Origin of the sequence: Nonomuraea sp. LPB2021202275-12-8, assembly GCF_037044575.1 — a bacterium.
In the GTDB taxonomy this organism is placed as follows: domain Bacteria; phylum Actinomycetota; class Actinomycetes; order Streptosporangiales; family Streptosporangiaceae; genus Nonomuraea.
The window spans coordinates 102,985-125,846 of record NZ_JBAHWD010000024.1; the positions used below are offsets into that span (position 1 = coordinate 102,985).

At 71.3% G+C, this 22,862-nt stretch carries 20 protein-coding genes; 8 read left to right on the forward strand and 12 right to left on the reverse strand.

Annotation, left to right across the window (positions count from 1 at the left end; all coding sequences use genetic code 11):
• Nucleotides 1-3 precede the first annotated feature (3 nt).
• Nucleotides 4-1,890: a glycosyltransferase family 2 protein gene (locus V5E28_RS33750; RefSeq protein WP_336213029.1), complete on the forward strand. Its 1,887-nt coding sequence runs from the start codon at nucleotides 4-6 to the stop codon at nucleotides 1,888-1,890.
• 3 nt (nucleotides 1,891-1,893) lie between these two features.
• Here the strand turns inward: V5E28_RS33750 and V5E28_RS33755 are convergent, their stop codons facing one another.
• Together V5E28_RS33755 and pseB are read right to left on the reverse strand one after the other, a co-directional pair.
• Nucleotides 1,894-3,018 (reverse strand): DegT/DnrJ/EryC1/StrS family aminotransferase, encoded by a 1,125-nt coding sequence (locus V5E28_RS33755; RefSeq protein ID WP_336213031.1) that lies wholly within the window; start codon nucleotides 3,016-3,018, stop codon nucleotides 1,894-1,896.
• A complete protein-coding gene (gene pseB / locus V5E28_RS33760) occupies nucleotides 3,018-4,001 on the reverse strand; it encodes a UDP-N-acetylglucosamine 4,6-dehydratase (inverting) (RefSeq protein WP_336213033.1) in 984 nt (327 codons plus the stop codon). The genes V5E28_RS33755 and pseB overlap by 1 nt, the downstream gene beginning before the upstream one ends.
• A 96-nt stretch (nucleotides 4,002-4,097) precedes the next feature.
• On the opposite strand from pseB, the gene V5E28_RS33765 reads away from it, so the two are divergent.
• Both V5E28_RS33765 and V5E28_RS33770 read left to right on the forward strand, forming a co-directional pair.
• A complete protein-coding gene (locus V5E28_RS33765; RefSeq protein ID WP_336213034.1) occupies nucleotides 4,098-4,826 on the forward strand; it encodes a glycosyltransferase family protein in 729 nt (242 codons plus the stop codon).
• A complete protein-coding gene (locus tag V5E28_RS33770) occupies nucleotides 4,823-5,821 on the forward strand; it encodes a PseG/SpsG family protein (protein WP_336213036.1) in 999 nt (332 codons plus the stop codon). Before V5E28_RS33765 ends, V5E28_RS33770 begins: the two co-directional genes overlap by 4 nt.
• On the opposite strand, the gene pseI is transcribed toward V5E28_RS33770, so the two are convergent.
• Nucleotides 5,802-6,845, reverse strand: a complete 1,044-nt coding sequence (gene pseI, locus V5E28_RS33775) for a pseudaminic acid synthase (protein WP_336213038.1) — start codon at nucleotides 6,843-6,845, stop codon at nucleotides 5,802-5,804. The two genes, V5E28_RS33770 and pseI, sit on opposite strands and share 20 nt — an antisense overlap.
• Nucleotides 6,842-7,342, reverse strand: a complete 501-nt coding sequence (locus V5E28_RS33780; protein ID WP_336213040.1) for a GNAT family N-acetyltransferase — start codon at nucleotides 7,340-7,342, stop codon at nucleotides 6,842-6,844. Before V5E28_RS33780 ends, pseI begins: the two co-directional genes overlap by 4 nt.
• Before the next feature lie 121 nt (nucleotides 7,343-7,463).
• On the opposite strand from V5E28_RS33780, the gene V5E28_RS33785 reads away from it, so the two are divergent.
• From V5E28_RS33785 to V5E28_RS33795, 3 genes are read left to right on the forward strand one after another with little or no spacing between them, the layout of a single operon-like run.
• Nucleotides 7,464-8,906, forward strand: coding sequence for a glycosyltransferase family 2 protein (locus V5E28_RS33785; protein WP_336213042.1), 1,443 nt, complete (start codon nucleotides 7,464-7,466; stop codon nucleotides 8,904-8,906).
• Between the two features lie 48 nt (nucleotides 8,907-8,954).
• Complete coding sequence (locus V5E28_RS33790) at nucleotides 8,955-9,758, forward strand: CDP-alcohol phosphatidyltransferase family protein (protein ID WP_336213044.1); 804 nt, start codon at nucleotides 8,955-8,957, stop codon at nucleotides 9,756-9,758.
• Between the two features lie 20 nt (nucleotides 9,759-9,778).
• Nucleotides 9,779-10,828: a sulfotransferase family protein gene (locus V5E28_RS33795; protein WP_336213046.1), complete on the forward strand. Its 1,050-nt coding sequence runs from the start codon at nucleotides 9,779-9,781 to the stop codon at nucleotides 10,826-10,828.
• 36 nt (nucleotides 10,829-10,864) lie between these two features.
• Here V5E28_RS33795 and V5E28_RS33800 read toward each other — a convergent pair whose 3' ends face one another.
• The 8 genes from V5E28_RS33800 to V5E28_RS33835 form a co-directional block, all read right to left on the reverse strand.
• Entirely contained in the window at nucleotides 10,865-11,929 is a 1,065-nt protein-coding gene (locus V5E28_RS33800; protein WP_336213048.1) for a glycosyltransferase, read from the reverse strand.
• The gene (locus V5E28_RS33805; RefSeq protein WP_336213049.1) at nucleotides 11,926-14,559 is read right to left on the reverse strand and encodes a bifunctional glycosyltransferase/CDP-glycerol:glycerophosphate glycerophosphotransferase; all 2,634 of its coding nucleotides are present in this window, start codon (nucleotides 14,557-14,559) and stop codon (nucleotides 11,926-11,928) included. The genes V5E28_RS33800 and V5E28_RS33805 overlap by 4 nt, the downstream gene beginning before the upstream one ends.
• Before the next feature lie 87 nt (nucleotides 14,560-14,646).
• The gene (locus V5E28_RS33810; RefSeq protein ID WP_336213051.1) at nucleotides 14,647-15,345 is read right to left on the reverse strand and encodes an SRPBCC family protein; all 699 of its coding nucleotides are present in this window, start codon (nucleotides 15,343-15,345) and stop codon (nucleotides 14,647-14,649) included.
• A gap of 81 nt (nucleotides 15,346-15,426) precedes the next feature.
• Nucleotides 15,427-16,281 carry an FAD binding domain-containing protein gene (locus tag V5E28_RS33815; RefSeq protein WP_336213052.1) on the reverse strand — a complete coding sequence of 285 codons (855 nt, stop codon included), beginning with the start codon at nucleotides 16,279-16,281 and terminating at the stop codon, nucleotides 15,427-15,429.
• Nucleotides 16,278-18,605, reverse strand: coding sequence for a xanthine dehydrogenase family protein molybdopterin-binding subunit (locus V5E28_RS33820; protein WP_336213054.1), 2,328 nt, complete (start codon nucleotides 18,603-18,605; stop codon nucleotides 16,278-16,280). The genes V5E28_RS33815 and V5E28_RS33820 overlap by 4 nt, the downstream gene beginning before the upstream one ends.
• A complete protein-coding gene (locus tag V5E28_RS33825) occupies nucleotides 18,602-19,084 on the reverse strand; it encodes a (2Fe-2S)-binding protein (RefSeq protein ID WP_336213056.1) in 483 nt (160 codons plus the stop codon). The genes V5E28_RS33820 and V5E28_RS33825 overlap by 4 nt, the downstream gene beginning before the upstream one ends.
• Nucleotides 19,085-19,155: 71 nt before the next feature.
• Nucleotides 19,156-19,359: a hypothetical protein gene (locus tag V5E28_RS33830; protein WP_336213058.1), complete on the reverse strand. Its 204-nt coding sequence runs from the start codon at nucleotides 19,357-19,359 to the stop codon at nucleotides 19,156-19,158.
• Nucleotides 19,349-20,983: a PspC domain-containing protein gene (locus tag V5E28_RS33835; RefSeq protein WP_336213059.1), complete on the reverse strand. Its 1,635-nt coding sequence runs from the start codon at nucleotides 20,981-20,983 to the stop codon at nucleotides 19,349-19,351. Before V5E28_RS33835 ends, V5E28_RS33830 begins: the two co-directional genes overlap by 11 nt.
• 17 nt (nucleotides 20,984-21,000) lie before the next feature.
• Between V5E28_RS33835 and V5E28_RS33840 the strand changes: the two genes are divergently transcribed.
• Complete coding sequence (locus tag V5E28_RS33840; protein WP_336213061.1) at nucleotides 21,001-22,212, forward strand: ATP-binding protein; 1,212 nt, start codon at nucleotides 21,001-21,003, stop codon at nucleotides 22,210-22,212.
• A complete protein-coding gene (locus tag V5E28_RS33845; RefSeq protein ID WP_336213063.1) occupies nucleotides 22,209-22,841 on the forward strand; it encodes a response regulator transcription factor in 633 nt (210 codons plus the stop codon). The genes V5E28_RS33840 and V5E28_RS33845 overlap by 4 nt, the downstream gene beginning before the upstream one ends.
• Nucleotides 22,842-22,862 lie beyond the last annotated feature (21 nt).

The following is a 22,862-nucleotide window of genomic DNA, read 5'->3' on the forward strand; positions in this document are numbered from 1 at the left end:
CACGTGCCGGTCCTCTCCGTGATCGTGCCCTTTCACAACGTCGGCAAGTATCTCGGCCCCTGCCTGGACTCGCTGGCCGCGCAGCGGCTGCGGGACTTCGAGGCGATCTGCGTGGACGACGGCAGCCGCGACGGCGGGGCCGCCGTGGTGGAGGCCAGGGCGGCGGCGGACGGGCGCATCCGCCTCATCCGGCAGGAGAACCTCGGCGTCGGGCAGGCCCGCAACGCGGGCGTGCGGCAGGCGAGCGGCCGCTACCTGGCCTTCGTCGACGGCGACGACACGGTGCCGCCGGCGGGGTTCCAGCGCCTGGTGGCCTCGCTCGAATCGACGGGCTCCGACCTGGCCTGCGGGAACGTCATGCGGCTGCACCGCAACCTGCTCATCCCCTCGTGGGCGCACAAGGAGGCGTTCGCCGAGCCGGCCGAGCGCACCCACATCACCCGCCACCGCCTGCTGATCCGCGACCGCATGCTGTGGAACAAGGTCTACCGGCGCTCCTTCTGGGACGGGCTCGGACTGAGCTTTCCCGACCGGATGTACGAGGACCAGCCGGTAGCCATGGCCGCCCACGTGGGGGCGAACGCGGTGGACGTCCTGCACAAGGTCGTCTACCACTGGCGCCAGCGCGACGAGCCCGGCTCCTCGATCACGCAGCGCCGCCTGGAGCCGGACAACCTGCGCGATCGGCTGCTGTCGGTGCTGGAGACCGCCGCGCTGCTGGACGCGGGAGCGCCCAGGCTCAGGCCGGAGTTCGACCGGGACACGATGGAGATCGACATGGGCGTCGCGGTCGAGGCCATCGCCCGCCTGGGCGCCGCCGCCGGCGACGACCTCGTCGATCTCTGCGTACGGTATCTCGACGGCGTTCCGCGGGCCGTGCTGCGAGACCTGCCGTTCGCGCACCGCCTCCTGGTGCACCTGCTGCACCAGCGCCGCCTGGACGAGCTGGCGAGCACGTTCGCCCAGGTGCGTGACGGCCGCCTGCAGCCCCGGATCAGCTCCGCGGGGATGCTGCGCAAGCGCTGGTACGGCCGGCATCCGGCCTTGCCGGGACGCCTGTCGGAGGTGTCGCAGGAGTTGGGCCTGACAGCCAGGCTGGTGGAGCTGGAGTGGCGCGACGGCGTGCTGTGCGGCGCCGGACGGGCCGGCATGGGCCGGTTCGACGTGGGCGAGTTGGGCCCGATGCGGGTGAGCGTGTGGCTGGAGGAGCGCAGGACCGGCGACCGGCTGCCTCTGTCGGAGGAGAGCGCGTCGCCGGTCTGGGACAGCGTCGAGGTGCCCGACGGCGGCTGTGTGCCGGAGCACGGGTTCCCGTTCCGGTTCGCGTTCGACCCGGCCGCGCTGTCGAGGGGGCGGCTCGCCCGGCTCGGCCACTGGGACCTGCGCGTCCGGCTCAAGGGGCCGGGACTGCGGCTGGAGGGCAGGGTGCGCGGCGATCGCCGGCTCCCGCCGGTCGTTCCGCCGCCGCGCCGCCGCGCCGGGGTGTGGCTGGTCCCGGTGCTCGGCTTCAGAGGCGCGTGGGGGCTGCGGCTGCGCAAGGCGGCGGCACTGGTCGGCGAGTGCCGCATGGACGGCGGTGACCTGGTCATCACGGGGGAGCTGGCCGACCCGGGAGACGGCGAGCCGGTCGTGAGGCTGGTGCGCAGGAGCGACGGCGAGGAGATGTACTTCCCCGTGACGCTGGCCGGGCGCGACTTCCGCGCCCGCGTCCCGCTGGCCGGCATCGACGAGAGCGTCGGCGAGGAGTCGTGGTGGGAGGTCGTCATCGACCAGGGGCAGGCGATCCGGACCCTGGTCCGCGCCCGGGACCTGCCGCCCGCGGACGTCACGGGACGCAACTTCCTCGTCGACAGGAGCGACGACGGCTGCCTCCTGCTGCTGGAGCGCTGAGAGTCAGCCCAGGACGGCCGTCAGGCGTTCGACGACCCGGTCCTGCTGCGCGTCGGTGAGATCGGGGAAGAGCGGCAGCGAGAGCTGCTCGGCGTAGTAGGACTCGGCCGCGGGACACAGCCCCCGCCTGTAGCCGAGGTCCTCGAACACCGGATGCCAGTAGGCCGGCAGATAGTTGACCTGCACGCCGATGCCGGCCGCCCGCATGCGTTCGTAGACCTCGCGCCTGCGGCCGTCGCCGATCCTTACCGGATAGAGGTGCCAGCTGGGGGAGGTGTAGGGCCGCCGGGCGGGCAGCGTGAGGCCAGGCAGACCGGCCAGCAGCGTGTTGTAGCGGGCGACCAGCTCGGCCCGCCTGGCGCGGAACCGCCCGAGCCGCCTCAGCTGGCTCACGCCGAGCGCGCAGAGCACGTCGGGCAGCCGGTAGTTCAGGCCGAAGTCGTGCACCTCCTGGTGCCAGCCGCCGTGGTCCGGGTCGCGCTGCTCGGCCGGATCCCTGACCAGGCCGTGATTTCTGAACCTGGACGCCCTGCCGAATCGCTCCGGGTCGGTCGCCGCGACGGCGCCGCCCTCGGCCGTGGTCACGGTCTTCGTCGGGAAGAAGGAGAACGTGGTGAGGTCGGCGAGCCCGCCCACCGGCCGATCCCTGTAGGTGGAGCCGATGGAGTGGGCGGCGTCGCCGATCAGCAGGGCCCCGCAGCGCACGGCGAGCGCGCGCAGTTCGTCGTAGTCGGCGGGATGGCCCGCGTAGTCCACCGCGGTGATCGCCCGGGTCCGCCCGGTCACCAGGGCGGCGGCGGAGTCCGGGTCGAGGTTGCCGGTGTCGGGCTGGACGTCGGCGAAGACCACCCGGGCGCCGCGCAGCGCGGCGGTGGCGGCCGTGGCCACGAACGTCAGCGGCGAGGTGATCACCTCGTCCCCGGGCCCGATCCCGGCCGCCACGTAGGCCACGTGCAGGGCGGCGGTGCCCGAAGTGACCGCCAGGCAGGGCACGCCGCCCGTCCAGCGGGCCAGCTCCGCCTCGAACCGGCCGACGGCCGGGCCGGTGGTCAGCCAGTCGCCGCGCAGCACCTCGGTGACCGCGCGGACGTCGTCTTCGGCGATGGACTGCCGTCCGTAGGGGAGCATCAGACGCCGGCCGACACCATGGCGCGCAGGTCGTCGACCGACAGCCAGCGGTCGTTGCCGTCGGAGCGGTAGGCGAACCCCTCCGCCAGCGTCTCGCCGCCGGCCGGCGGCACATATCCCCAGTCCGCGACCGTCGGCTGCACCACGTAGCGGTCGGCCAGGCGCAGCGTCCGGCGGCCGTCGTCGGGGCCGATCATCTCCTCGTGCAGCTTCTCGCCCGGCCTGATGCCGACCTCGTAGATCGGGCAGCCCGGCGCCAGCGCGTCGGCCAGGTCGACGATGCGCATGCTGGGGATGCGCGGCACGTAGAGCTCGCCGCCCTGCATCATCTCGAAGGAGTCGACGACGAATCTGACCGCCTGGTCGAGCGTGATCCAGAAGCGGGTCATGCGCTTGTCGGTGATCGGCAGGCTGCCCCCCTCGGCGGCCAGGCGCTGGAAGAACGGCACGACCGAGCCGCGGCTGCCGACCACGTTGCCGTAGCGCACCACGGAGAAACGGGTCTCGTGGCTGGCGGCGTAGTGGTTGGCCGACACGAACAGCTTGTCGGCGACCAGTTTCGTCGCGCCGTACAGGTTGATCGGGCTGGAGGCCTTGTCGGTGGAGAGCGCCACGACCTTGCGCACGCCGCAGTCGATCGCGGCCTCCACCACGTTCTGGGAGCCGCCGACGTTGGTCCTCACGTACTCGAAGGGGTTGTACTCGGCCGTGTCGACCTGCTTGAGCGCGGCCGCGTGAACCACGTACTGGACTCCGTGCATGGCCCTGCTCAGGCGGTCCCGGTCGCGGACGTCGCCGATGAAGTAGCGCAGCCGCTCGTCCTCGCCGAGGAGCTGGCGGAGCTCGTACTGCTTGAGCTCGTCACGCGAGAACACCACCAGCCTGCGCACGGCGAGTGAGTCGAGCGCGTGGCGGATGAAGGCCTTGCCGAAGGAGCCCGTGCCCCCGGTGATCAAGATTGACGATCCACTGAGAATGCTCAAGCGGTCCCCCGAACTCGCGTCTTCGGATCAGAAGCTGGCCGGTAGCATAGCGCGACGAAAAAGTAACGCACGGTCACACGGGGGAATGGGGCTTCGGTGCGTATTGTCGGAATCATTCAGGCTCGCATGGGGTCCACCCGGTTGCCCGGCAAGGTCCTGCGGGACCTCGGCGGCCGGTCGGTGCTGGGGTGGGTGGTGCGTGCCGTACGGCAGGCGCGGGCGGTCGACGAGCTGGTGGTGGCCACCACGACGCAGGCGGTGGACGACGCGGTGGCCGCCGAGTGCCTGGCCCTCGGCGTGGCCTGCCATCGGGGGCCGGTGGACGACGTCCTCACCCGATTCATGCAGGTGGTGGTCCGGTGGCCGGGTGACGCGGTCATGCGCTTCACCGCCGACTGCCCGCTGCTCGACCCGGCGGTGATCCGCGAGGCGGCGCAGGTCTACCGGGCGGTCCCCGGGCTCGACTACGTGAGCACCGGCCTGGCGGGCACGCTGCCGCGCGGGCTCGACGTGGAGATCGTCGGCCTGCCGGCGCTGCGCCGCGCCGACCGGGAGGCCGCCGCCCACCACCGCGCACACGTCACCTCCTACGTCTACTCCCATCCCGGCGACGCCCGGCTGCTCGGGCTCGCCTACCCGCCCGGGGCGGCCGACCTGCGGGTCACCCTGGACACCGAGGACGACTGGCGGCTCATCTCCCGCGTGGTCGGCGAGCTCGGCGACGGGTGCGTCCCGGCGCGGGCGCTGGTGGACTGGCTGCGGGCCAGGCCGGAGGTCCGCCGCCTCAACGCGCACGTCGAGCAGAAGGAGCTGCAGGAGGCGTGAGGGGAGGGCGCGTCGGGATCCGGTGCGACGCCGGGCCCGCGATCGGTGTCGGCCATCTGGTGCGGTGCGTGGCGCTGGCCGAGGAGCTGTGCGCGCGCGGGACCGAGGTGGTCTTCCTCGGTGAGGTGTCCGGGTCGGACTGGGCCGCGGCGCAACTGCGAGCCCGGGGGCTGCCGCTGCTCGCCGCGCCACGGGAGCCCGAGCCGCTGGCGTCACAGGTGTGCGAGCTGGGTCTCGACGCGGTGGTGCTCGACTCCTACACGCTCGCCTCGGGTGCGGGCGCGGCGCTCAGGGCGCGTGGCGCGGTGGTGCTGGCGATCGTGGACGGCGACCCGCTGGGCCAGGAGGCGGACCTCTACCTCGACCAGAACCTCGGCGCCGAGCACCGTCCCTTCCCGCTGTCCGCGCACCGGGAGGGGGTGCGGCTGGCCGGGGCGCGTTACGTGCTGCTGCGTGACAGCGTCCGCCGCAACCGCCGGTCGCCGCACGCGCGGCAGGGGGAGAGCGCGCCCCGGGTGCTCTGCTTCTTCGGCGGCACCGACAGCGCCGGGGTCGCGCCCGCCTGGACGAAGGCGCTGCACGCGACGGGACTGCCGTTCGCGGCCACGGTGATCAGCCCGGCCCCCTTCCAGGCGGGGGGCCGCGTCCGGGTGATCCCGCCGACCGACAGTCTGCCTGAGCTGATGGCGGCCGCGGACCTGGTGATCACCGCCGCCGGGTCCGCGAGCTGGGAGCTGCTCCACCTGGGAGTTCCCGCCGCGCTGACCTGGGTGGCCGGCAACCAGCTCGTCGGCTACGAGGCACTGGTGAGTGGCGGCCTGGCGGCGGGGCTCGGGCCCGAGCCCGGCCCGGCCGCCGTGGCCACGCTGGCCGGCCTGCTCGCCACGCCGGCTCTGCGAGCGGAGTACGGCAAGCGGGGCAGGGACCTGGTCGACGGCCGGGGCCGCGAACGGGTCGCCGACGCCCTCCTGGAGGTCAGACGAGATCCCAGGTGAGCGGGGTGCCGAGCGGAGCGTCGCGGGTGAAGCGGCGGCCCCTCACCTCGGCCGCGGCCTCGGGCGGCAGACCGCCGGCGGGCCGGATGGAGCGCACGTTCAGCTCCGTCACGGGCTCGCCCGCCCGCACGTCCCGCACCACGTACAGGGACCGGCGAAAGCGCAGCCCCTCCCGCTCTGAGGCGCGCGGCCCGATGACCGGGTCGCCCAGCGACTGCCAGGCCCGCTCGCTCTCCACGACCAGCGCCGCGAGCTCGGCCGGCTCCAGCGAGAACGCGGAGTCGACCCCGCCGTCCGCCCGCGACAGCGTCACGTGCTTCTCGATCAGGCAGGCGCCCAGGGCGACGGCCGCGAGCGCGGCGCCGAGCCCTGGGGTGTGATCGGAGATGCCGGTGACGGCGCCGGTGATCCCGGCGAGCAGCGGGAGCGAGCGCAGGTTGCTCTCGGCCGGCGAGGCGGGGTAGGAGGCGGTGCAGGACAGGACGGCGAGCTGGTCGCAGCCGGCGTCCCTGGCGGCCTCGACCGCCGCGTGGATCTCGCCGATGGAGGCCATCCCGGTGGAGATGACGAGCGGCTTGCCGGTGGCGGCGGCCAGCCTGATCAGGGGCAGGTCGACGATCTCCGACGAGGCGATCTTGTAGGCGGGCGCGTCGAGCCTCTCCAGCAGCTCCACGGCCGTGGGGTCGAAGGGCGAGGAGAACGGGATGAGCCCGCGTTCGCGCGCCCTGGCGAACAGGGGCTCGTGCCAGTCCCAGGGCGTGTGGGCACGCTCGAAGAGCTGGTAGAGGCGCTCGCCGCCCCACAGCTCGTGCCCGTCGCCCAGGCGGAAGGCGGGGCCGTCGGCGTCGACGGTGATCGTGTCCGGGCGGTAGGTCTGCAGCTTCAGGGCGTGCGCGCCGCTGCCGGCCACCGCGTCCACGATCGACAGCGCGCGATCGAGGCTGCCGTTGTGGTTGCCGGACATCTCGGCGATGACGAACGGCGGCTCGCCGGCTCCGATGGTCCGGCCCGCGATCTGGATCATGTGCTTTCCCCTCTGGTCAGCTCGATGGCGACGACCTCCCGGCACAGCCCGGCCAGCTTCAGCTCGTACGCGGCCACCTCGGCGAACCCGAACCGGCGGTGCAGCCGCCTGACCGGCTCGTTGCAGGCGAGCACCTCGCCGCGCAGCGTGGTCAGGCCAAGTGGCCCGAAGGCGTGCTCGATCGCCGCCCGCTCCAGCCCGATCCACGCGGCGAGCAGCGCGCCCGACCCCTCCAGCCCGGCCAGGTCCAGATAGAAGGCCCAGTCGGCGCTCCGCCTGCCGGGGACGAGGCCGGAGAAGGACACCACTCCGGCGGCGACTCCCTGGTGCTCGTAGATCAGCGCCCGCCTGGCCGGGTCGCCCTTCACCGCGGTCCACCAGCGGGCGTGCTCGGCCTCGCTGATCACGTGGGTGGTGAAGCTCGACGCCCGCACCCGCGGGTGGTTGCGCCAGTGGCGCATCGCGGGGAGTTCGTGCTCCTCGACGGGTCTGAGCACCGGCTCTCCTTACGTACTGTGCTCGATTCATTGCACAACGTAGCGTAAAGAATCGCTTCTTCGCGGGGTCGTCGCGGCATCCTGCCCTCATCCCACCCCAGCGAACGAAGGAGTGCTCGGCATGATCCCCCTGCTCAGCATCATCGTCCCGATCTACAACGTAGAGCCGTACCTCGCCGAATGCCTGAAGTCCCTGGCCGCCCAGACGCTGGAGGACTTCGAGGTCATCATGGTCGACGACGGCTCGCTCGACGGCAGCAGGCGGCTGGCCGAGGACTTCGCCTGCCGCGACGCCCGGTTCGTCCTGCTGGACCAGCCGCACCAGGGCCCCGGTCCCGCCCGCAACCTGGGCGTGCGGCATGCCAGCGCCCCCTACCTCGCCTTCGCCGACGCCGACGACGTCGTCCCGCCCGGGGCGTACGACCTGCTCGTGGGCTCGTTGCAGGAGACCGGCTCGGACCTCGCGTGCGGCGCGGTGCTGCGGATCGAGGACGGCGAGCCGGGGCCGTCATCGCTGCACGAGAAGGTGTTCAGGCGGCGGGTGCTGTGCACGCACATCATGGACAGGCGCTCGCTCGTCAGGGACCGCACGGTCTGGAACAAGGTCTACCGGACGGACTTCTGGCGCCGGCGCAGGCTGGAGTTCCCCGCCGGGATCTACGAGGACGTGCCGGTGGCCATGCGCGCCCACGTCCTGGCCACGAGCGTGGACGTGCTCGACGACGTCGTCTACCACTGGCGCAGGCGCGACAGCGGCGAGGTCTCGATCACCCAGCGGCGCACCGAGCTGTCCAACCTGGCCGAACGCCTGGCAGCCATCCGCTCGGTGCGCGCCTTCCTCGACGACACGGCGCCCGAGCTGCTGGACACCTTCGACGGCCTGGTGCTGGAGAAGGACATCCTCTTCCTCTTCCAGGCGCTGGAGAGCGGCGTCGACGCCGGGCCGGTGCTCGATCTGGCCAGGCAGTGGGTGGCCGAGTTGAGCCCCGCCGCCCGCGCCGCCGCGCCCTCGCTGCGGCGGCTGGAACTTCACCTGGTGCAGCGCGGCCTGATCAAACAGCTGTGCCGGGTGCGCAACTTCAGGCGAGCCTCGCCCGAGGGCACCCGCATCGTGCCGCGCGGCTGGCGCGAGACGAAGTGGTACGGCGACTACCCGTACTTCCGCAACCGCAGGCTCGCCATCCCCGACGAGGTGTACGACGCGCAGGCGGAGCTCAAGCTGCTGGCCACCGTCGACGAGTGCGAGTGGACGGGCCAGGAGTTCCTGCTGCGCGGGCAGGTGGCGATCCATCGGGTCAAGCGGCGGCTGGACAAGCTGAACGTGTGGCTCACCGACGGCAGTCAGAAGGTGCCGCTGGAGGTCAAGCGGGCGGGCAAGTGGGGGTTCGTGGCCACGGTCGATCCGCGGCGGCTGCAAGGCGGCGGCCCGACGTGGAAGCTGCAGACGCGCGTGGAGATCCGGGGCCTCGTGTTCAAGGGCGGGTTCCGCGACGGAGAGAAGAACGGGGCCTGGCGGCTTTCGGTGGCGGGATGGTCAAGAAGAGGCATGGACATCCCCCAGTAGTTCCAGAGAGTAATAGTTCAAACGCGACCTGTGGCCATGCTGGAGTCCATGAGGACCTATTCGCTCGATGACGTCCACGAGACACGCAAGCGGAGAGACTCCTGGTGGACCGTGTACTTCGTGGACCCGGTCGCCTGCCGGGTCGCGCTCGTGGTCGCCAACCGCACTCAGATCACGCCGAACGAGCTCACGGTTTTCTCGCTGGTCCTCGGCACGATCTCGGCCGCGTTCCTGGCGACGGACCGGTTGGCGGCCGGTGCGGTGCTGTTCTACCTGAGCTTCATGATCGACTGCGTTGACGGCAAGATCGCCAGGCTCAAGGGCACGGGGACGCCCTTCGGGCTCTGGCTGGACTACGTCGGTGACCGGGTCCGGGTGGTGCTGTGCGCGGCCGGGCTCGCCTACGGGCAGTACGCGCTGACGGGGGACGCCGGGTACATCGTGCTCGGCGCGACGGTGGCCGTGCTGGACCTGTTCAGGTACGTCAACGCGCCGCAGATGAAGCGTGTCCGCGAGGTCATCAGGGAGGGGCGGGCCGAGGCGGAGGTGGAGCCGGGGCTGGTGCCGGCGCCGAGGGAGGGGCGGCCGGTTCGCCGGATGCCCTCCTTCATGAGGCGGCTCAACAGGTTTCTGGCCCGTCGCCGCGTCCGTTCGCACCTCATCAGCGGCATCGAGTTTCACGCCGCGGTGTTCGTGATCGCGCCACTCATCGGGGCTCCGGCGCTGATCCCGATCTCGGTGGTGGCCAGCGTGCTGCTTCTCGCCAACGAGATCTTCCTTGTCTACCGGATGTGGCTCTTCGCGCGCAGGCACAGCGTGCCCCGGGAGAGCCGAGAGCACGTTCTCGTCTAAGTTTCGGGGGTTAGTACGACATGTCCGACCGGCCAGTATTCGTCATCGGCTGCCCGCGCTCCGGCACCACGATGCTGCAGCTCATGCTCCACTCGCACCCGCGGCTCGCGGTGCCGCCCGAGACGCGGTTCCTCATGCCCGCCTACTACCGGCGCCGCTCGTTCGGCGACCTGCGCGTCGCCTCGCGCCGCCGCTCGCTGGCCGAGTGGATCGCGAGCGACCGCAGCACCAAGTTCCGTGAACTCAAGATCGACAGGGACGAGTTCGTCCAGCAGTGCGTCGACGGCCCCGGCTCGCTCGGCTCGGTGATCGGCACGGCGTTCAAGATGTACGCCGACCGGTTCGGCAAGGCCCGCTGGGGCGACAAGCGGCCCAGCTACGTCAAGCACACCGACCTGCTGCTCAGGCTCTTCCCCGACGCCCAGTTCATCCACCTGATCAGGGACGGCCGCGACTGCGTGGCCTCGCTGAAGGAGATGCCCTGGTACACGCTGGACTCCTTCCACGCCGTCTCCACCTGGGCCGAGGCCATCGACGCGGGCGACAAGCTGAGGCGGACGCTGCCCCAGGACAGCTACTTCGAGCTGCGCTACGAGCACCTCACCGACGACCCGTCGACCGAGCTGAAGAAGCTGTGCGAGTTCCTCGGCGAGGACTTCGCGCCCGCCATGGTCTCGCCGCGCGAGGCGGCCAGCATCGCCGTGCCCGCCCACAAGGTCTGGCACAGCAACACGCACAGCGAAGTCACCCGGAGCCGGGTGGGCAGCTGGGCCAAGCGGTTGGAAGCCTGGGAGATCGCGCTCTGCGAGCAGATGCTCGGCGACCGGCTGGAGGCCAACGGCTACGAGCTCACCGGGGCGGCGCCGGCGGCCAAGGAGCACATCGCGACCTGCCAGAAGACGATGCAGAAGCGCCGGGCCAGCCGCATGCGCAAGGCCATGCGCGACCGCTTCAACCGGCTGCGCGAGCCCAGCCCCGTGGCGGCCATGCTGACCACCGGCCAGCGGGCGCTGGCGGGTGTCCCGCACCAGCGCAACGAGTCGCCGGAGCTGGCCGAGCGAGCCGGCTGAGCTCGCCGCGCCGACAACGCTGGGAGCGTGCACGGTTCAGCGCTCGATGTGCTGGAACAGCGACTCCCAGCGGTCCAGGACGTGGTCGAGGCGGAAGGCCTCGGCCCCGGCCCGAGCGGCGGCGCCCACCCGCCGCCGCTCCCGCTCCGACCCCATGAGCCTGCCCAGCTCGGCACCGAAGGCGTCCACGTCCCCGGGCGGGACCAGCACCGGGCCCGCCGACCGGACCCCGCCCGACACGTCGAACGCCACGGCGGGCACCCCGTAGGCGGCGGACTCCAGCAGCACGATCGGCAGGCCCTCGTGCTCGCTGGTCACCGCCAGGACCGAGGCGTCCAGATACTCCTCCGGCATCAGCGAGGCGGGCACCCGTCCCCTGAAGACCACCCGGTCCACCACCCCTTCACGGGCCGCGTGCGCGCGCAGCCGTTCCAGCTCGGCGCCGTCGCCGATGAGATGCAACTGCCACGGCCGCGGCGCGCCCGACCTGGCGAAGGCGCTGATCAGCCGGTCGAACCGCTTGACCCCTTCCAGCCGGCCCACGCCCAGCACCCGAGGCGTCGTCAGCGGCGACGTCTCCTCCGGCCACGCGGCCAGTGGGTTCGGCAGCGCCCAGGCGTTGGGCAGCAGCGCGTGCTCCGAGAACAGCCAGGCGTCGTCGTCGCTGAGGAAGACGGCCTGGTCGAGATCCGGGTAGTGCCTCCTGATCGAGCCGAGGTGCCAGCAGCCGCGGGCGTGCTCGTACGAGCCGTGGTACTGGCCGATCGGCCGCAGCGAGCCGGGCAGCAGTCCTGACAGACGGCTCACCACCGACGGCGAGGTCAGCACCGCGTACCCCGGCCGCATCGGGCCGAGCAGTTCCCTGAGCCGGTTGTCGGCCAGCCTGCGGGCCAGCCCGCCCTGCGGGCCCACCCGGCCCCGGCTGATCACGTGCTGCCGGTAGCGGGGCTCGTCGACGTAGCGGAACGGCGCATCGGCCCGGTGCAGGCCGATCACGTGCACCTCGTGGCCGCGCTCCGCGAGTCCCTGGGCGAGCGTGTGCGTCACCTGCTGGGTGCCGCCGAGCGTGTCGGCGTCCAGGCAGGCGAAGACGACGTTCACCGCTCGCTCCCCACGAAGAAGTCGCCCACGATCCTGGCCGCCGCGTCCCCCCGCTCGTCCGCGCACCACAGTTCGCGGAAGGCCGCGTAGCGGCCGGAGTGGGCGGCGTGCACGGCGGGCAGGTCGCGCAGCTTGCCGATCAGCTCCTCGCTCGTGGTCACGCACGGTCCCGGGGCGATCGACGGCAGGTCGTGGTAGACGCCCCGCTCCGACAGCCGGTACTCGTCCCAGTCGTCGATGAGGAACAGCATCGGCTTGCCGGTCAGCGCGTAGTCGCACATCACCGACGAGTAGTCCGTCAGCAGCGCGTCCGACGCGAGCATCAGGTCGTTGATCTCCGGGTAGGAGCCGGCCGGCCGGACGAAGTGCCGCAGATGTTCCGGTGGCCGGTAGCGCTCCACCGGGTGCGTACGCAGGATCAGCACCCACTCGCCGGCCAGCTCCTTCGCCATGAGCTCCAGGTCCGCCCGCACCGACCGGCCGCTGCCCTTGGCCCGGTCGCGGTAGGTGGGCGCGTACAGAAGGATCTTGCGGCCGGTCGGGATCTCCAGCCGCCGCCTGACGTCGTCCGTGGCCTCGCCGCGCACGAGCGCGTCGCAGCGCGGCGTGCCGCACCTGTAGACCCGGCCCGTGTAGCCGTTGGACGGCAGGAAGCAGCGGGAGAACTCGGCGCTCGGCGAGACCAGCGCGTCCCATCGGGCCACGGCGGCCCGCCACTGCGCGCGCGGCTTGTCGAAGTCGCTCCGCAGGTCGGGCGCGTCGAACCCGATGGACTTGATGCCCTGCCCGTGCCAGGTCTGCAGATAGCGGGTACGGCGCGGCTTGGGATAGTCGAGCGGGAAGCCGTGGCTGTCCACCCAGTAGCCGGCGCGGGCCATGGCCCAGACGTAGGCCCAGCTCCCGCGCCGCACCAGGCGGGCGTCTTCGGGGAAGTTGCGGCGGCATCTGGCCACCGACCAGACGACCTCGATCGGCAGCCCGCGCCTCCTCAGCTCCTCGTAGATGGCGCGCGGGCTGCCGGTGTAGCCCTTGCCGACGTCGGCCTCGAACAGCGCCAGGTCCCCGCGCTGCGGGAGCACCCTGATCAGCACCTTGTAGACGCGCAGCTTCATCGCGGGGGTGCTGAGCCTCCTCAGCACCCCGCGTTTGATCCGCCGCAGCAGGGACCGCCTGCCCGGGGTCGCCCGCACGCACAGGTAGGCCGCGTAGCCCTCCGCCTTCACCGTGCAGCCCGGCAGCTCGATGGGTTTCATGGTGGACTCGACCACCAGCCGGTCGGTGGTGGTGTGGCCGTCGCTGAGCCGGGTGAAGCCGACGCGCGGGTCACACCTGCCCGACGGACTGAACGTGACCTCGCTGACGTACCCGCCCTCACCCGAGGGCTGCGGTCTCAACGGGATCCGCCGCCTGCCGAGCTGCAGGAACGCCTCCCACTCCACGGGCAGCACACCGAACGGGTCGTAGGTGTGCACGGTCATCCGCACCCGGTCGCCGTCGCGGGCGATCTCGGCCACCTCGTGCCGCAACCGCGTCGCCGAGTACGGCAGCTCGGCCAGGCGCAGCTCGGTGATGTCCATCCCGGGGGAGACCGTGGTGCCCCAGTAGGTGCGGCCGTCGGCCCGCACCGTGGCGCGCGGCGCGGCCCTCGCGCCCGTCAGCGAGCCCGCGGCGATGCGCAGGTCGTCGATCCGGTCGTCGAGGATGAGGTGGCAGCAGACCCGGTCCATCGGCTCGGCCCGGTCGAGCACCTCGGGTGCCACCTCCTCCAGATACGGCCTGACGACCGCGGCGAACTCCTTGATCCAGACCCGGTCTCTGGTGGGCAGCGGGTTGAGGTAGACACGCAGGTCCTGGCGCAGGAAGCGGAACTGGCGCGCGGGCACGAGGTCGTCCGCGCCGTGCGCGCGCAGGATGTCGTCACTCAACCGGGCCGCGATGACGCGCTGGCGCACGTTGGACATCTCTTTGATGCTGAGCGAGATGGAGGTGCCGCCGGGTTCCCGGTGCCAGTGGTAGACCACCCACGGCACCACCGCGAACCGGCGGGCCAGCGCGTACAGCTTGGTGGCGAAGGGGTGGTCCTCGTAGTGGATGTCCTCGGGGAAGCGCAGCCCGGCGTCCCTGAGGAAACGGACGTCGTACAGCTTGTTGGTGCTGAAGGAGTCCAGGAAGAGCGCCGGCTCCTCGCGGATGCCCTCGACCACCCGCCGCCTGGCGAACAGCGTCGGGTAGTACGCCTGCAGCCGTCCGCTCGACTCGTACAGCCGCGAGATCTGGCCGGACACGAAGTCGGCGCCGGTCCGCTCGATCTCGGTGACCAGGCTCTTGCAGGCGTGCCTGGGCAACTCGTCGTCGCTGTCGAGGAACATCACGTACGGCGCGGCGGCGGCGTCCAGGCCGTCGTTCCTGGGGGCGCCGCAGCCGCCGCTGTTGGACTGCCTGCGCAGGTAGCGCACGCGGGGGTCGCCCGCCGCGAGCTCGGCGGCGACCTCGGGGGTCTCGTCGGTGCTCGCGTCGTCGACGACGATCACCTCCAGGTCGCGCAGCGACTGGCGGAGCACCGAACGCACGGCCCTGGGCAGGCGGCGCGCATCGTTGTAGGTGATCACGACAACGGTGCAGTCCGGCATGCCATCCCCCCGAGTGTCACGACGTGGGGTTAGGCATTCCCTCAGTTCAGGCGATGTGTCCGGACTTGATCGTGTTTTTGCCGAAAATCAGCGCATAAGCCGGCGGATCACCCAGCCGATGAGCAGCAGCGCTGCGAGCGCCACCAGCACCGGCGCGACCCGCTTGAGCAGCGGCCTCCCGGCGATCTCCAGCAGGTCGAGCGCCTCCTCGTCAGGCGTGAGCGAGGTGCGCAGCGTGCCCGCCGGGCGCACGTCCTGGTCCGGCCCGGGAACGGCGGCCAGGTGACGTTCGGCCGAGCCGTCGTCGGCCGGCGCCTCCCTGGGCGTCTCGGGCACCGGCTCCGCGAGCAGCTCGGCGAGGTTGGCGGCGAACCGGTCGATCAGCTTCGAGCCGACCTCGGCCATCACCCCGCGCCCGAACTGCGCGGGCCGGCCCGTCACGTTGAACGACGTCTCCACGGCCACCACCGTCGAGTCGTCACCGGGAGTCAGCCGCGCCTTCACGGTCGCGGCCGCGGTGCCGGAACCCCGCGCCTCCTTGCCCGACGCCTGCAGCGTGAGCGTGTGAGAGTCCTTGTCCACGTCCTCGAACCTGGCCGAGCCACGATAGGTGACGGTGATCGGTCCGACCTTGACCTTCATCCTGCCGGTGAACTCTTCGCCCTCGAAGATGTCCAGCGTCGCCCCGGGCAGGCACGGCGCGACCCGCTCGACGTCGAGCAGCACCGCCCAGGCCTGCTCGATCGGAACCGGGACAGTGAACTCGTGCTCGAACCGCATCGCCATCGATCCGCTCCTTCCCGCTGGTTGCGAGCGTACGTGCCGTGGGGGCGCCCCGGAAGAGGTGCGCCCCCACGGAAACAGGCTTCAGACGGACCCGGCGGCGGTCCGCACGGCCCGGTGCGTCAGCACCCGCGCCAGGTGCCTGCGGTAGTCAGGCTGAGCGTGCAGATCGCCGGGCGGCGCGGTGTCGGCCGCCGCCTCCTCGCACGCCTGCCGTACCTGGCCGCCCAACTCCATGCCCTGCAGCGCGGTCTCGGCCCCGCGAGCCCGCAGGGGCGTCGGAGCCATGTTCGTCAGCGCGATCCTGGCCTCCTGGATCGCGCCGTTGGAGCGTCTGACGGCCGCCGCCACACCGACGATCGCCCACGCCTGTGCCGTGCGGTGGAACTTCTCGTAGTGGAAGCCCCACCCGGCCCCGAGCTTCGGGATCTTCACCCCGGCCAGGATCTCGCCCTGCCGCAGCGAGGACTCCAGGTAGTCGAGGAAGAACTCGGCCGCCGGGATCTCCCGCTCGCCGTCCGCCGACCTGGCGACGAAGACGGCGTCCAGGGCCAGCGCCACCGCAGGCAGGTCGCCTGCCGGATCGGCGTGCGCCAGCGAGCCGCCGAACGTTCCGCGGTGCCGTACAGCCGGATCCGCGACCGTCGCGGTGGCGAGCGCCACGAGCGGGCAGTCGGCGTTGACCACCCCGGAACGCAGCACCTCGTCGTGCGTGGCCATCGCGCCGATGAAGACGTGGTCGCCGCGGTCGTGCACGCCCGCCAGCTCCGGCAGGCGGCCCACGTCGACCAGCTTGGACGGGTACGCCAACCGCAGCCGCAGCAGCGGAAGCAGCGACTGCCCGCCCGCCAGCACCTTGGCGTCCTCGTCCGAGGCGAGCTCCTGGCACGCCTGCGCGAGCGAGCCGGGACGCACATAGTCGAACCGCACCGGGATCATCGCCGTGCTCCTTCCACTGCCCGCCAGACCCGCTCGGGCGTGCAAGGCATCGTGATGTCCCGCACGCCGAGCGGGCGCAGGGCGTCCACGACGGCGTTGACGACGGCCGGCGTGGAGGCGATGGCGCCCGCCTCGCCGACGCCCTTGGCGCCCAGCGGGTTGCTCGTGGCGGGCGTCTCGGTCCGGTCGGTCATGAAGTCCGGCAGGTCCGCCGCCGTCGGCAGCAGGTAGTCGGCGAGCGTGCTGGTCAGCAGGTTGCCCTCCGCGTCGTACACGGCCTCCTCGAACAGCGCCTGCGCGACGCCCTGGGCGATGCCGCCGTGCACCTGGCCCTCGACGATCAGCGGGTTCACCACCTTGCCGACGTCGTCGACGGCCACGTACGAGCGGATCTTCACCTTGCCCGTCTCGGTGTCGACCTCGATGGCGCACAGGTGGGTGCCGTGCGGGAAGGAGTAGTTGTCCGGATCGAACGTGGCGTCCGAGTCCAGCCTGGCCTCCACCCCGTCGGGCAGGTCGTGCGCGGTGAACGCCGCGAACGCCAGCTCCTGGATCGTCTGCTGCGAGTCGGTGCCCCGCACCTTGAACGCGCCGTCGGCGAACTCCAGGTCGTCGGGCGAGCACTCGAGCACGTGCGCGGCCAGTTTGCGGGCCTTCTCCCTGACCTTCTCGCACGCCTGCAGCACGGCGACACCGCCGATGACCAGCGAGCGCGAGCCGTAGGTGTCCATGCCCTTGTGCGAGATCGCGGTGTCGCCGTGGAGCACCGTGATGTCCTCGAACGGCACCCCCAGCGCGTCGGCCGCGATCTGGCTCCACGCCGTCGCGTGCCCCTGGCCGTGGGGTGAGGTGCCGGTGATGACCTCGACCTTGCCGGTGGGCAGCATGCGGACCGAGCCGTGCTCCCAGCCGCCCGCCGCGAACCGGGCGTCCTTCAGCAGGCGGGAGGGGGCCAGCCCGCACATCTCGGTGTAGGTGCTGACGCCGATCCCGAGCTGGACGGGGTCGCCCCTGTCGCGCCGGTCGGCCTGTTCGGCCCGGAGCTTGTCGTACCCGAACAGCGACATCGCCTTGTCGGTCGCGGCCTCGTAGTTGCCCGAGTCGTACGTCAGGCCGGAGATGGTGGTGTAGGGGAACTCCTCATGCTTGATCCAGTTGCGTCGCCGCACCTCCACCGGGTCGGCCTTCAACTCGGCCGCCAGCTCGTCCATGATCCGCTCGATGGCGAAGGTGGCCTCGGGCCGGCCCGCGCCCCGGTAGGCGTCGGTCGGCATCTTCGTGGTGAACACGCCGGTGCAGCCGAACTCGTAGGCGTCCATCTTGTAGATGGCGTTGAACATCGTCGCGCCGAGCAGAGGGATGCCCGGTGTGAGCAGCACCAGGTAGGCGCCCATGTCGGCCAGCAGGTCCACGCGCAGCCCGCGGATGCGCCCGTCGGCCTCGGCCGCGAGCTGGATGTGCTGGATCTGGCCGCGGCCCTGGTGGACGGTCATGTTGCCCTCGGAGCGCGACTCGTTCCACTTGACCGGCTTGCCGAGCCTGCGGGTGAGCAGCAGGCACAGCACCTCTTCGGCGGTGACCTGCAGCTTGGTGCCGAACCCGCCGCCCACGTCCGGCGCGATCACCCTGAGCTTGTGCTCGGGAATGCCGGTGGTCATGGCCAGCATCACCCGCAGCACGTGCGGGATCTGCGTGGACGACCACAGGGTGAAGGAGTCGCCGTCGGTGGCGGCCACCACCGCCCTGGGCTCCATGGCGGCGCCGATCAGGCGCTGCTGCACATACGTCCTGTCGATGACGACGGGAGCGTCCCTGAAAGCGGCGTCGATGTCACCGGAGGTGATCTTCATCGTGTACGCCCGGTTGCCCTGCTCGTGCACCTTCGGGCTGTCCTCGGCCAGGGCCTCGTTCAGATCGACCACCGCGGGCAGCGGCTCGTAGTCGATCTCGATCGCCTCCAGCGCGTCGGCCGCCAGATAGCGGTCCGTGGCGACCACGCAGGCCACCGCCTCGCCCACGTACCGGACCTCCGACACCGCCATCGGCGGGTGGTCCGGGATCACCAGATCCTCCGTTACCGGCCAGGCGCACGGCAGGCTGCCCTGCTCCTCGGCGAGATCCTGGCCGCCGAACACGGCGACCACCCCCGGCAGGCCGCGCGCCCCCGACACGTCCACCCTGGTGATCCTCGCGTGCGCCATCGGGCTGCGCAGGAAGGCCACGTGCAGCATCCCCGGCTGCTGCAGGTTGTCGGTCCACTGGGTGCGCCCGGTCAGCAGCCGGGCGTCCTCCTTGCGCTTCCTCGCTCTGCCGACCTCGGTCATGGGGTCCTCACCGCCTGCCCCATCTCCTGCGCGCCCCGACGTACCGCGCGGACGATGTTGCAGTAACCGGTGCACCTGCAGAGATTGCCCTCCAGGCCTTCCCTGATGGCCTCCTCCGACGGCTCAGGTGTGTCCCTGAGCAGGTCGATCGCGGCCATGACCATGCCGGGCGTGCAGTAGCCGCACTGCAGCGCGTGTTCCTCGTGGAAGGCCCGCTGCATCGGATGCATCGAGCCGTTCGCGCCCAGGCCCTCGATGGTGACGACATCGGAGCCGTCGGCCTGCACGGCCAGCACCGAGCAGCTCTTGACGGTCTTGCCGTCGAGCATCACGGTGCAGGCGCCGCAGTTGCTGGTGTCGCAACCGACAGGGGTGCCGGTCTTGCCCAGCCGTTCTCGTAGTAGGTGAACGAGGAGGAGTCGCGGCTCGACATCCTCCTCGTAGGCGATCCCGTCGACGGTGACGGTGATTCGGGGCATACGTCCTCCCTCAGGAGCAGGGGGAAAGGCGGACAACGCCAACGTACGCCCGGGTTTTTCCCGGTCAAGGGTTACTTACCGCGGATCACCCTGGCGAGGATCGACACGAGCCCCGCGAAGCCCAGCCCCACCACCGTGACCGGCAGCAGGACCAGCGGATCCGTGATCGAACGGGTCAGCACCAGGATGCCGAGCACGATGAAGAGAATGCCGCTCAGCAGCGCCATCCAGTCCGTCCGGTGCAGCCGGCGGGGCCTGTCGAGGTCACGCGGCACGCCGCACCTCCATGTCGCCGAGGCCGCCCTTGAGGTTCAGCACGATCGTGGCGACTTCGCCCTTCGGTGTCACCTCGGGGTCGAGCACCTTGTCGAACTGGACGTCCACGCCGCCTCGCAGCGACTGGTCCACCTGGATGTCACCGATCTTGTTGGTCGCGTGCACCTCCACCCTGGCCGTGGACGGCACGATCACGTCCAGCTGGCCCACCGAGATCGAGGCGTTGAACGTCACGCGCGAGCCCGGGTCGAGCCGGAGCTCCGACAGGTCGAGCGTGCCGTCGCCCACGCCCACGTCGTAGAGCCTGCTCGACTCCGCCGCCCTGGTCGGGTGCCAGACGGACGCGCCCACCTTCGACGGCAGGCCGCCGAACATCAGGCCGACCCCGATCAGCACCGCGACCACGGTGCCCGCGGCCACCAGACCGGCGCCCCGGCCCCACCAGGCCGCGATCAGCAGGCCGCCGCCGATGGTGACGAGCACCGCACCGGCGACGATCGTGGGATGCACTCCCGTGGGTGATGCGGCCTGCACCGCCACGACGATCCCTCCAATGATGATTGCCAGCAGGATGGTGATGGCGCCGATGAACGACTTGGGGCGCCTCACGCGCGGCGGCGTGACCGGCCGGCCGTACAGGGCGGGGTCGTACGGCGAGTAGCCGGCCCGCCTCGTCGGATCGAGTGGCTGGTACGGGCCCCGCGGCGCGAACGGCTCGCCGTAGGCGGCGTGCGTGGCGGTCCTGGGCTCCAGGCGGCGATACGGCTCCTCGCGCGGCTCGTTGTACGGCTCCCCGTACGACTCCTCGCGCGTCTCCCCGTCGGTCTTGTCGTACGTCTCCTCGAACGGCGGAACCTTGTCCCGCGGGGGCTCCGCGGCGGCCGTCGGGAACCGAGCCGTCTCGGCGGCGGGCGCGTCAGGCTCGGGGACCGTCAGGTCCTCGGACGCCTCCGGCGCGGAGGTCGCGTGGACCGCCGCGGCGGGCTCGGCGAACGGGTCCGGGGGAGCGGGCCGCGCCATCGGCACCGACGACACGTCCTTCGCGGGCGGCTCGGCCAGGTCGTCCGGACGCGATCTGCGGTTGAGGCGCTCGGGCATGGAGCGGGCGAGCCCGAGCAGGTCCACGCCCGCGGCATGCGCGGCCAGCAGCGCGATGGCCAGCACCAGGCCGACCACCAGCGTGCCGGTGTCGAGCCAGACCGTGGACAGGTTGAGGCCGAGGCCGAGTGCCAGCACCGCGGTCATCAGCGCCAGCACCGTGTCGGCGTCGAAGTCGCGGCGGGTCCACTGCTCGATGAGGCCGGGCTTGCCGTTCGGCTCCTTCATCAGCAGGAACGCCGCGATGTAGAGGAACAACCCGATGCCCGAGCCGAACAGGAGCATGGCGAATCCCACGCGGAACACCACGGGGTCGATGCCGGTGTGCCGCCCCAGGCCGGCACAGACTCCCATGAGGAATCGCCCCTCACTGCTGCGTCGCAGCGTGTGGGGGGGAGCGGCCGGTTCCCTGGGCGGTGCTTGCGTCATGCCACCATCGTGGACCCTGTGGACAGTGAACTGCATCCGGGACACCCCTGACCCGACCCGGGGGTTGTTCCCTGATGCCCCGAACGGCCATGACATGTGACGATGGCGATGTTATGGCTGACCAGAAGACTCTCGCCGAGCCCGGCGCCGACGCGCCCTTCCGCCGCATGATGCGCCCCAGGCAGGGCCGCCTAGTCGGCGGCGTCGCCCAGGGGCTCGCCTCGCAGCTCAAGCTCGATCCTGTGGTGCTCAGGCTGATGTTCGTGCTGCTCAGCGTGGTCGACGGGGTCGGCATGGTCGCTTACGCGGTGCTCTGGATGATCACGCCGCGCGAGCCGCAGGAGGGCCAGCAGGCACCGGCCCGCGACTGGAGCCAGCTGGCCGCGTTCACCGCGATCGGCGTGGCCCTGTTCGCGTTCGGCTTCCTGACCGGCGCCTCCCGGGGAGGCATCGGCATGCTGCCGTTCGCCGTCGGCGGCATCGGCGGGCTCATCCTGTGGCAGCAGGCCGATCCCGAACGCCGCAAGAACTGGGTGAGCGGAGCCACCAAGAGCATCCGGACCAACCGGGTGCGCACGCTGCTCGGCGTCGTGCTCGTGGTCGTGGGCGCGATCGGCTTCCTCGTCGTGGAAGGACAGCTGCAGGAAGCCGGGCAGGGCCTGCTGTTCACGGCCGTGGTGGTCGGCGGGCTCCTGGTCATCGCCGCCCCGTGGCTGGCCGGCCTGTGGAAGGAGCTGCAGCTCGAACGGCGCGAGCGCATCAGGCAGGAGGAGCGGGCCGAGGTCGCCGCGATGGTGCACGATTCGGTGCTGCACACGCTCACCCTGATCCAGCGCGTCGCGCACGATCAGCGCGAGGTCACCCGCCTGGCCCGCGCCCAGGAGCGCGACCTGCGCAACTGGCTCTACCAGCCGGCGCAGGACGCCGACGCGACGCTCGCCGCCGCCGTGCGCAGGATCGCCGCCGAGGAGGAGGACGCGCACAGCGTGCCGATCGAGGTCGTCTGCGTGGGCGACATCGATCTCGACGCCCAGGGCAGGCTCACCGCCACGCTCAAGGCCGCCCGGCAGGCGATGGTCAACGCCGCCAAATACTCTGAGAGCTCATCCATCTCCGTTTACGCGGAGGTAGAGGGTGAAACAGTCACGATTTTCGTGAAGGATCGGGGTAAGGGTTTCGATCTCGAGTCGGTGCCGGTGGACAGGATGGGGATCAGGGAGTCCATCATCGGCAGGATGGAACGCCACGGCGGCACGGCGAGACTACGCACCGAACCTGGTGAGGGCACAGAAGTGATGTTGACGATGAAGGTGGAAAAGCAATGACGCGGGTGCTGATCGTCGACGATCATCGGCTGTTCCGATCCGGAGTGCGGGCTGAGCTGGGCGACTCGATCGAGGTCGTGGGCGAGGCCGAGGACGTCGACACGGCCGTCAAGGCGATCGCCGAGCTGCAGCCCGACGTGGTGCTGCTCGACGTGCACATGCCGGGGGGCGGCGGTCAGGAGGTGCTGCGCAGGGTGCTCGGCTCCGGCTCCCAGGTACGCTTCCTCGCCCTGTCGGTCTCCGACGCGGCCGAGGACGTCATCGGTGTCATCCGGGGCGGCGCCCGCGGTTACGTCACCAAGAACATCAGCGGCAAGGAGCTCACCGACGCCATCCGCCGGGTGGCCGACGGGGACGCGGTCTTCTCGCCACGGCTGGCGGGGTTCGTGCTCGACGCGTTCGCCTCGTCGGAGGCGCCCTCCATCGACCCCGAACTCGACTCGCTGACGCAGCGCGAGCGCGAGGTGCTCAGGCTGATCGCGCGCGGCTACGCGTACAAGGAGATCGCCAAGGAGCTGTTCATCTCGGTCAAGACGGTCGAGACGCACGTCTCCTCGGTGCTGCGCAAGCTGCAGCTGTCCAACCGGCACGAGTTGTCCCGCTGGGCCACGGCGCGCCGTCTGGTGTGAACTGCCAGGTCCGGAAAGGGG

What these genes read in the sequence shown, in the direction of transcription:
- V5E28_RS33755 (WP_336213031.1), bottom strand. Translation starts at nt 3,018, where the DNA reads ATGCTCCCCTACGGACGGCAGTCCATCGCCGAAGACGACGTCCGCGCG.
- V5E28_RS33805 (WP_336213049.1), bottom strand. Translation starts at nt 14,559, where the DNA reads ATGCCGGACTGCACCGTTGTCGTGATCACCTACAACGATGCGCGCCGC.
- V5E28_RS33845 (WP_336213063.1), top strand. Translation starts at nt 22,209, where the DNA reads ATGACGCGGGTGCTGATCGTCGACGATCATCGGCTGTTCCGATCCGGA.
- V5E28_RS33810 (WP_336213051.1), bottom strand. Translation starts at nt 15,345, where the DNA reads ATGGCGATGCGGTTCGAGCACGAGTTCACTGTCCCGGTTCCGATCGAG.
- V5E28_RS33820 (WP_336213054.1), bottom strand. Translation starts at nt 18,605, where the DNA reads ATGACCGAGGTCGGCAGAGCGAGGAAGCGCAAGGAGGACGCCCGGCTG.
- pseI (WP_336213038.1), bottom strand. Translation starts at nt 6,845, where the DNA reads ATGATCCAGATCGCGGGCCGGACCATCGGAGCCGGCGAGCCGCCGTTC.
- V5E28_RS33840 (WP_336213061.1), top strand. Translation starts at nt 21,001, where the DNA reads ATGGCTGACCAGAAGACTCTCGCCGAGCCCGGCGCCGACGCGCCCTTC.
- V5E28_RS33825 (WP_336213056.1), bottom strand. Translation starts at nt 19,084, where the DNA reads ATGCCCCGAATCACCGTCACCGTCGACGGGATCGCCTACGAGGAGGAT.
- V5E28_RS33835 (WP_336213059.1), bottom strand. Translation starts at nt 20,983, where the DNA reads ATGTCATGGCCGTTCGGGGCATCAGGGAACAACCCCCGGGTCGGGTCA.
- V5E28_RS33795 (WP_336213046.1), top strand. Translation starts at nt 9,779, where the DNA reads ATGTCCGACCGGCCAGTATTCGTCATCGGCTGCCCGCGCTCCGGCACC.
- V5E28_RS33815 (WP_336213052.1), bottom strand. Translation starts at nt 16,281, where the DNA reads ATGATCCCGGTGCGGTTCGACTATGTGCGTCCCGGCTCGCTCGCGCAG.
- V5E28_RS33785 (WP_336213042.1), top strand. Translation starts at nt 7,464, where the DNA reads ATGATCCCCCTGCTCAGCATCATCGTCCCGATCTACAACGTAGAGCCG.
- V5E28_RS33790 (WP_336213044.1), top strand. Translation starts at nt 8,955, where the DNA reads ATGAGGACCTATTCGCTCGATGACGTCCACGAGACACGCAAGCGGAGA.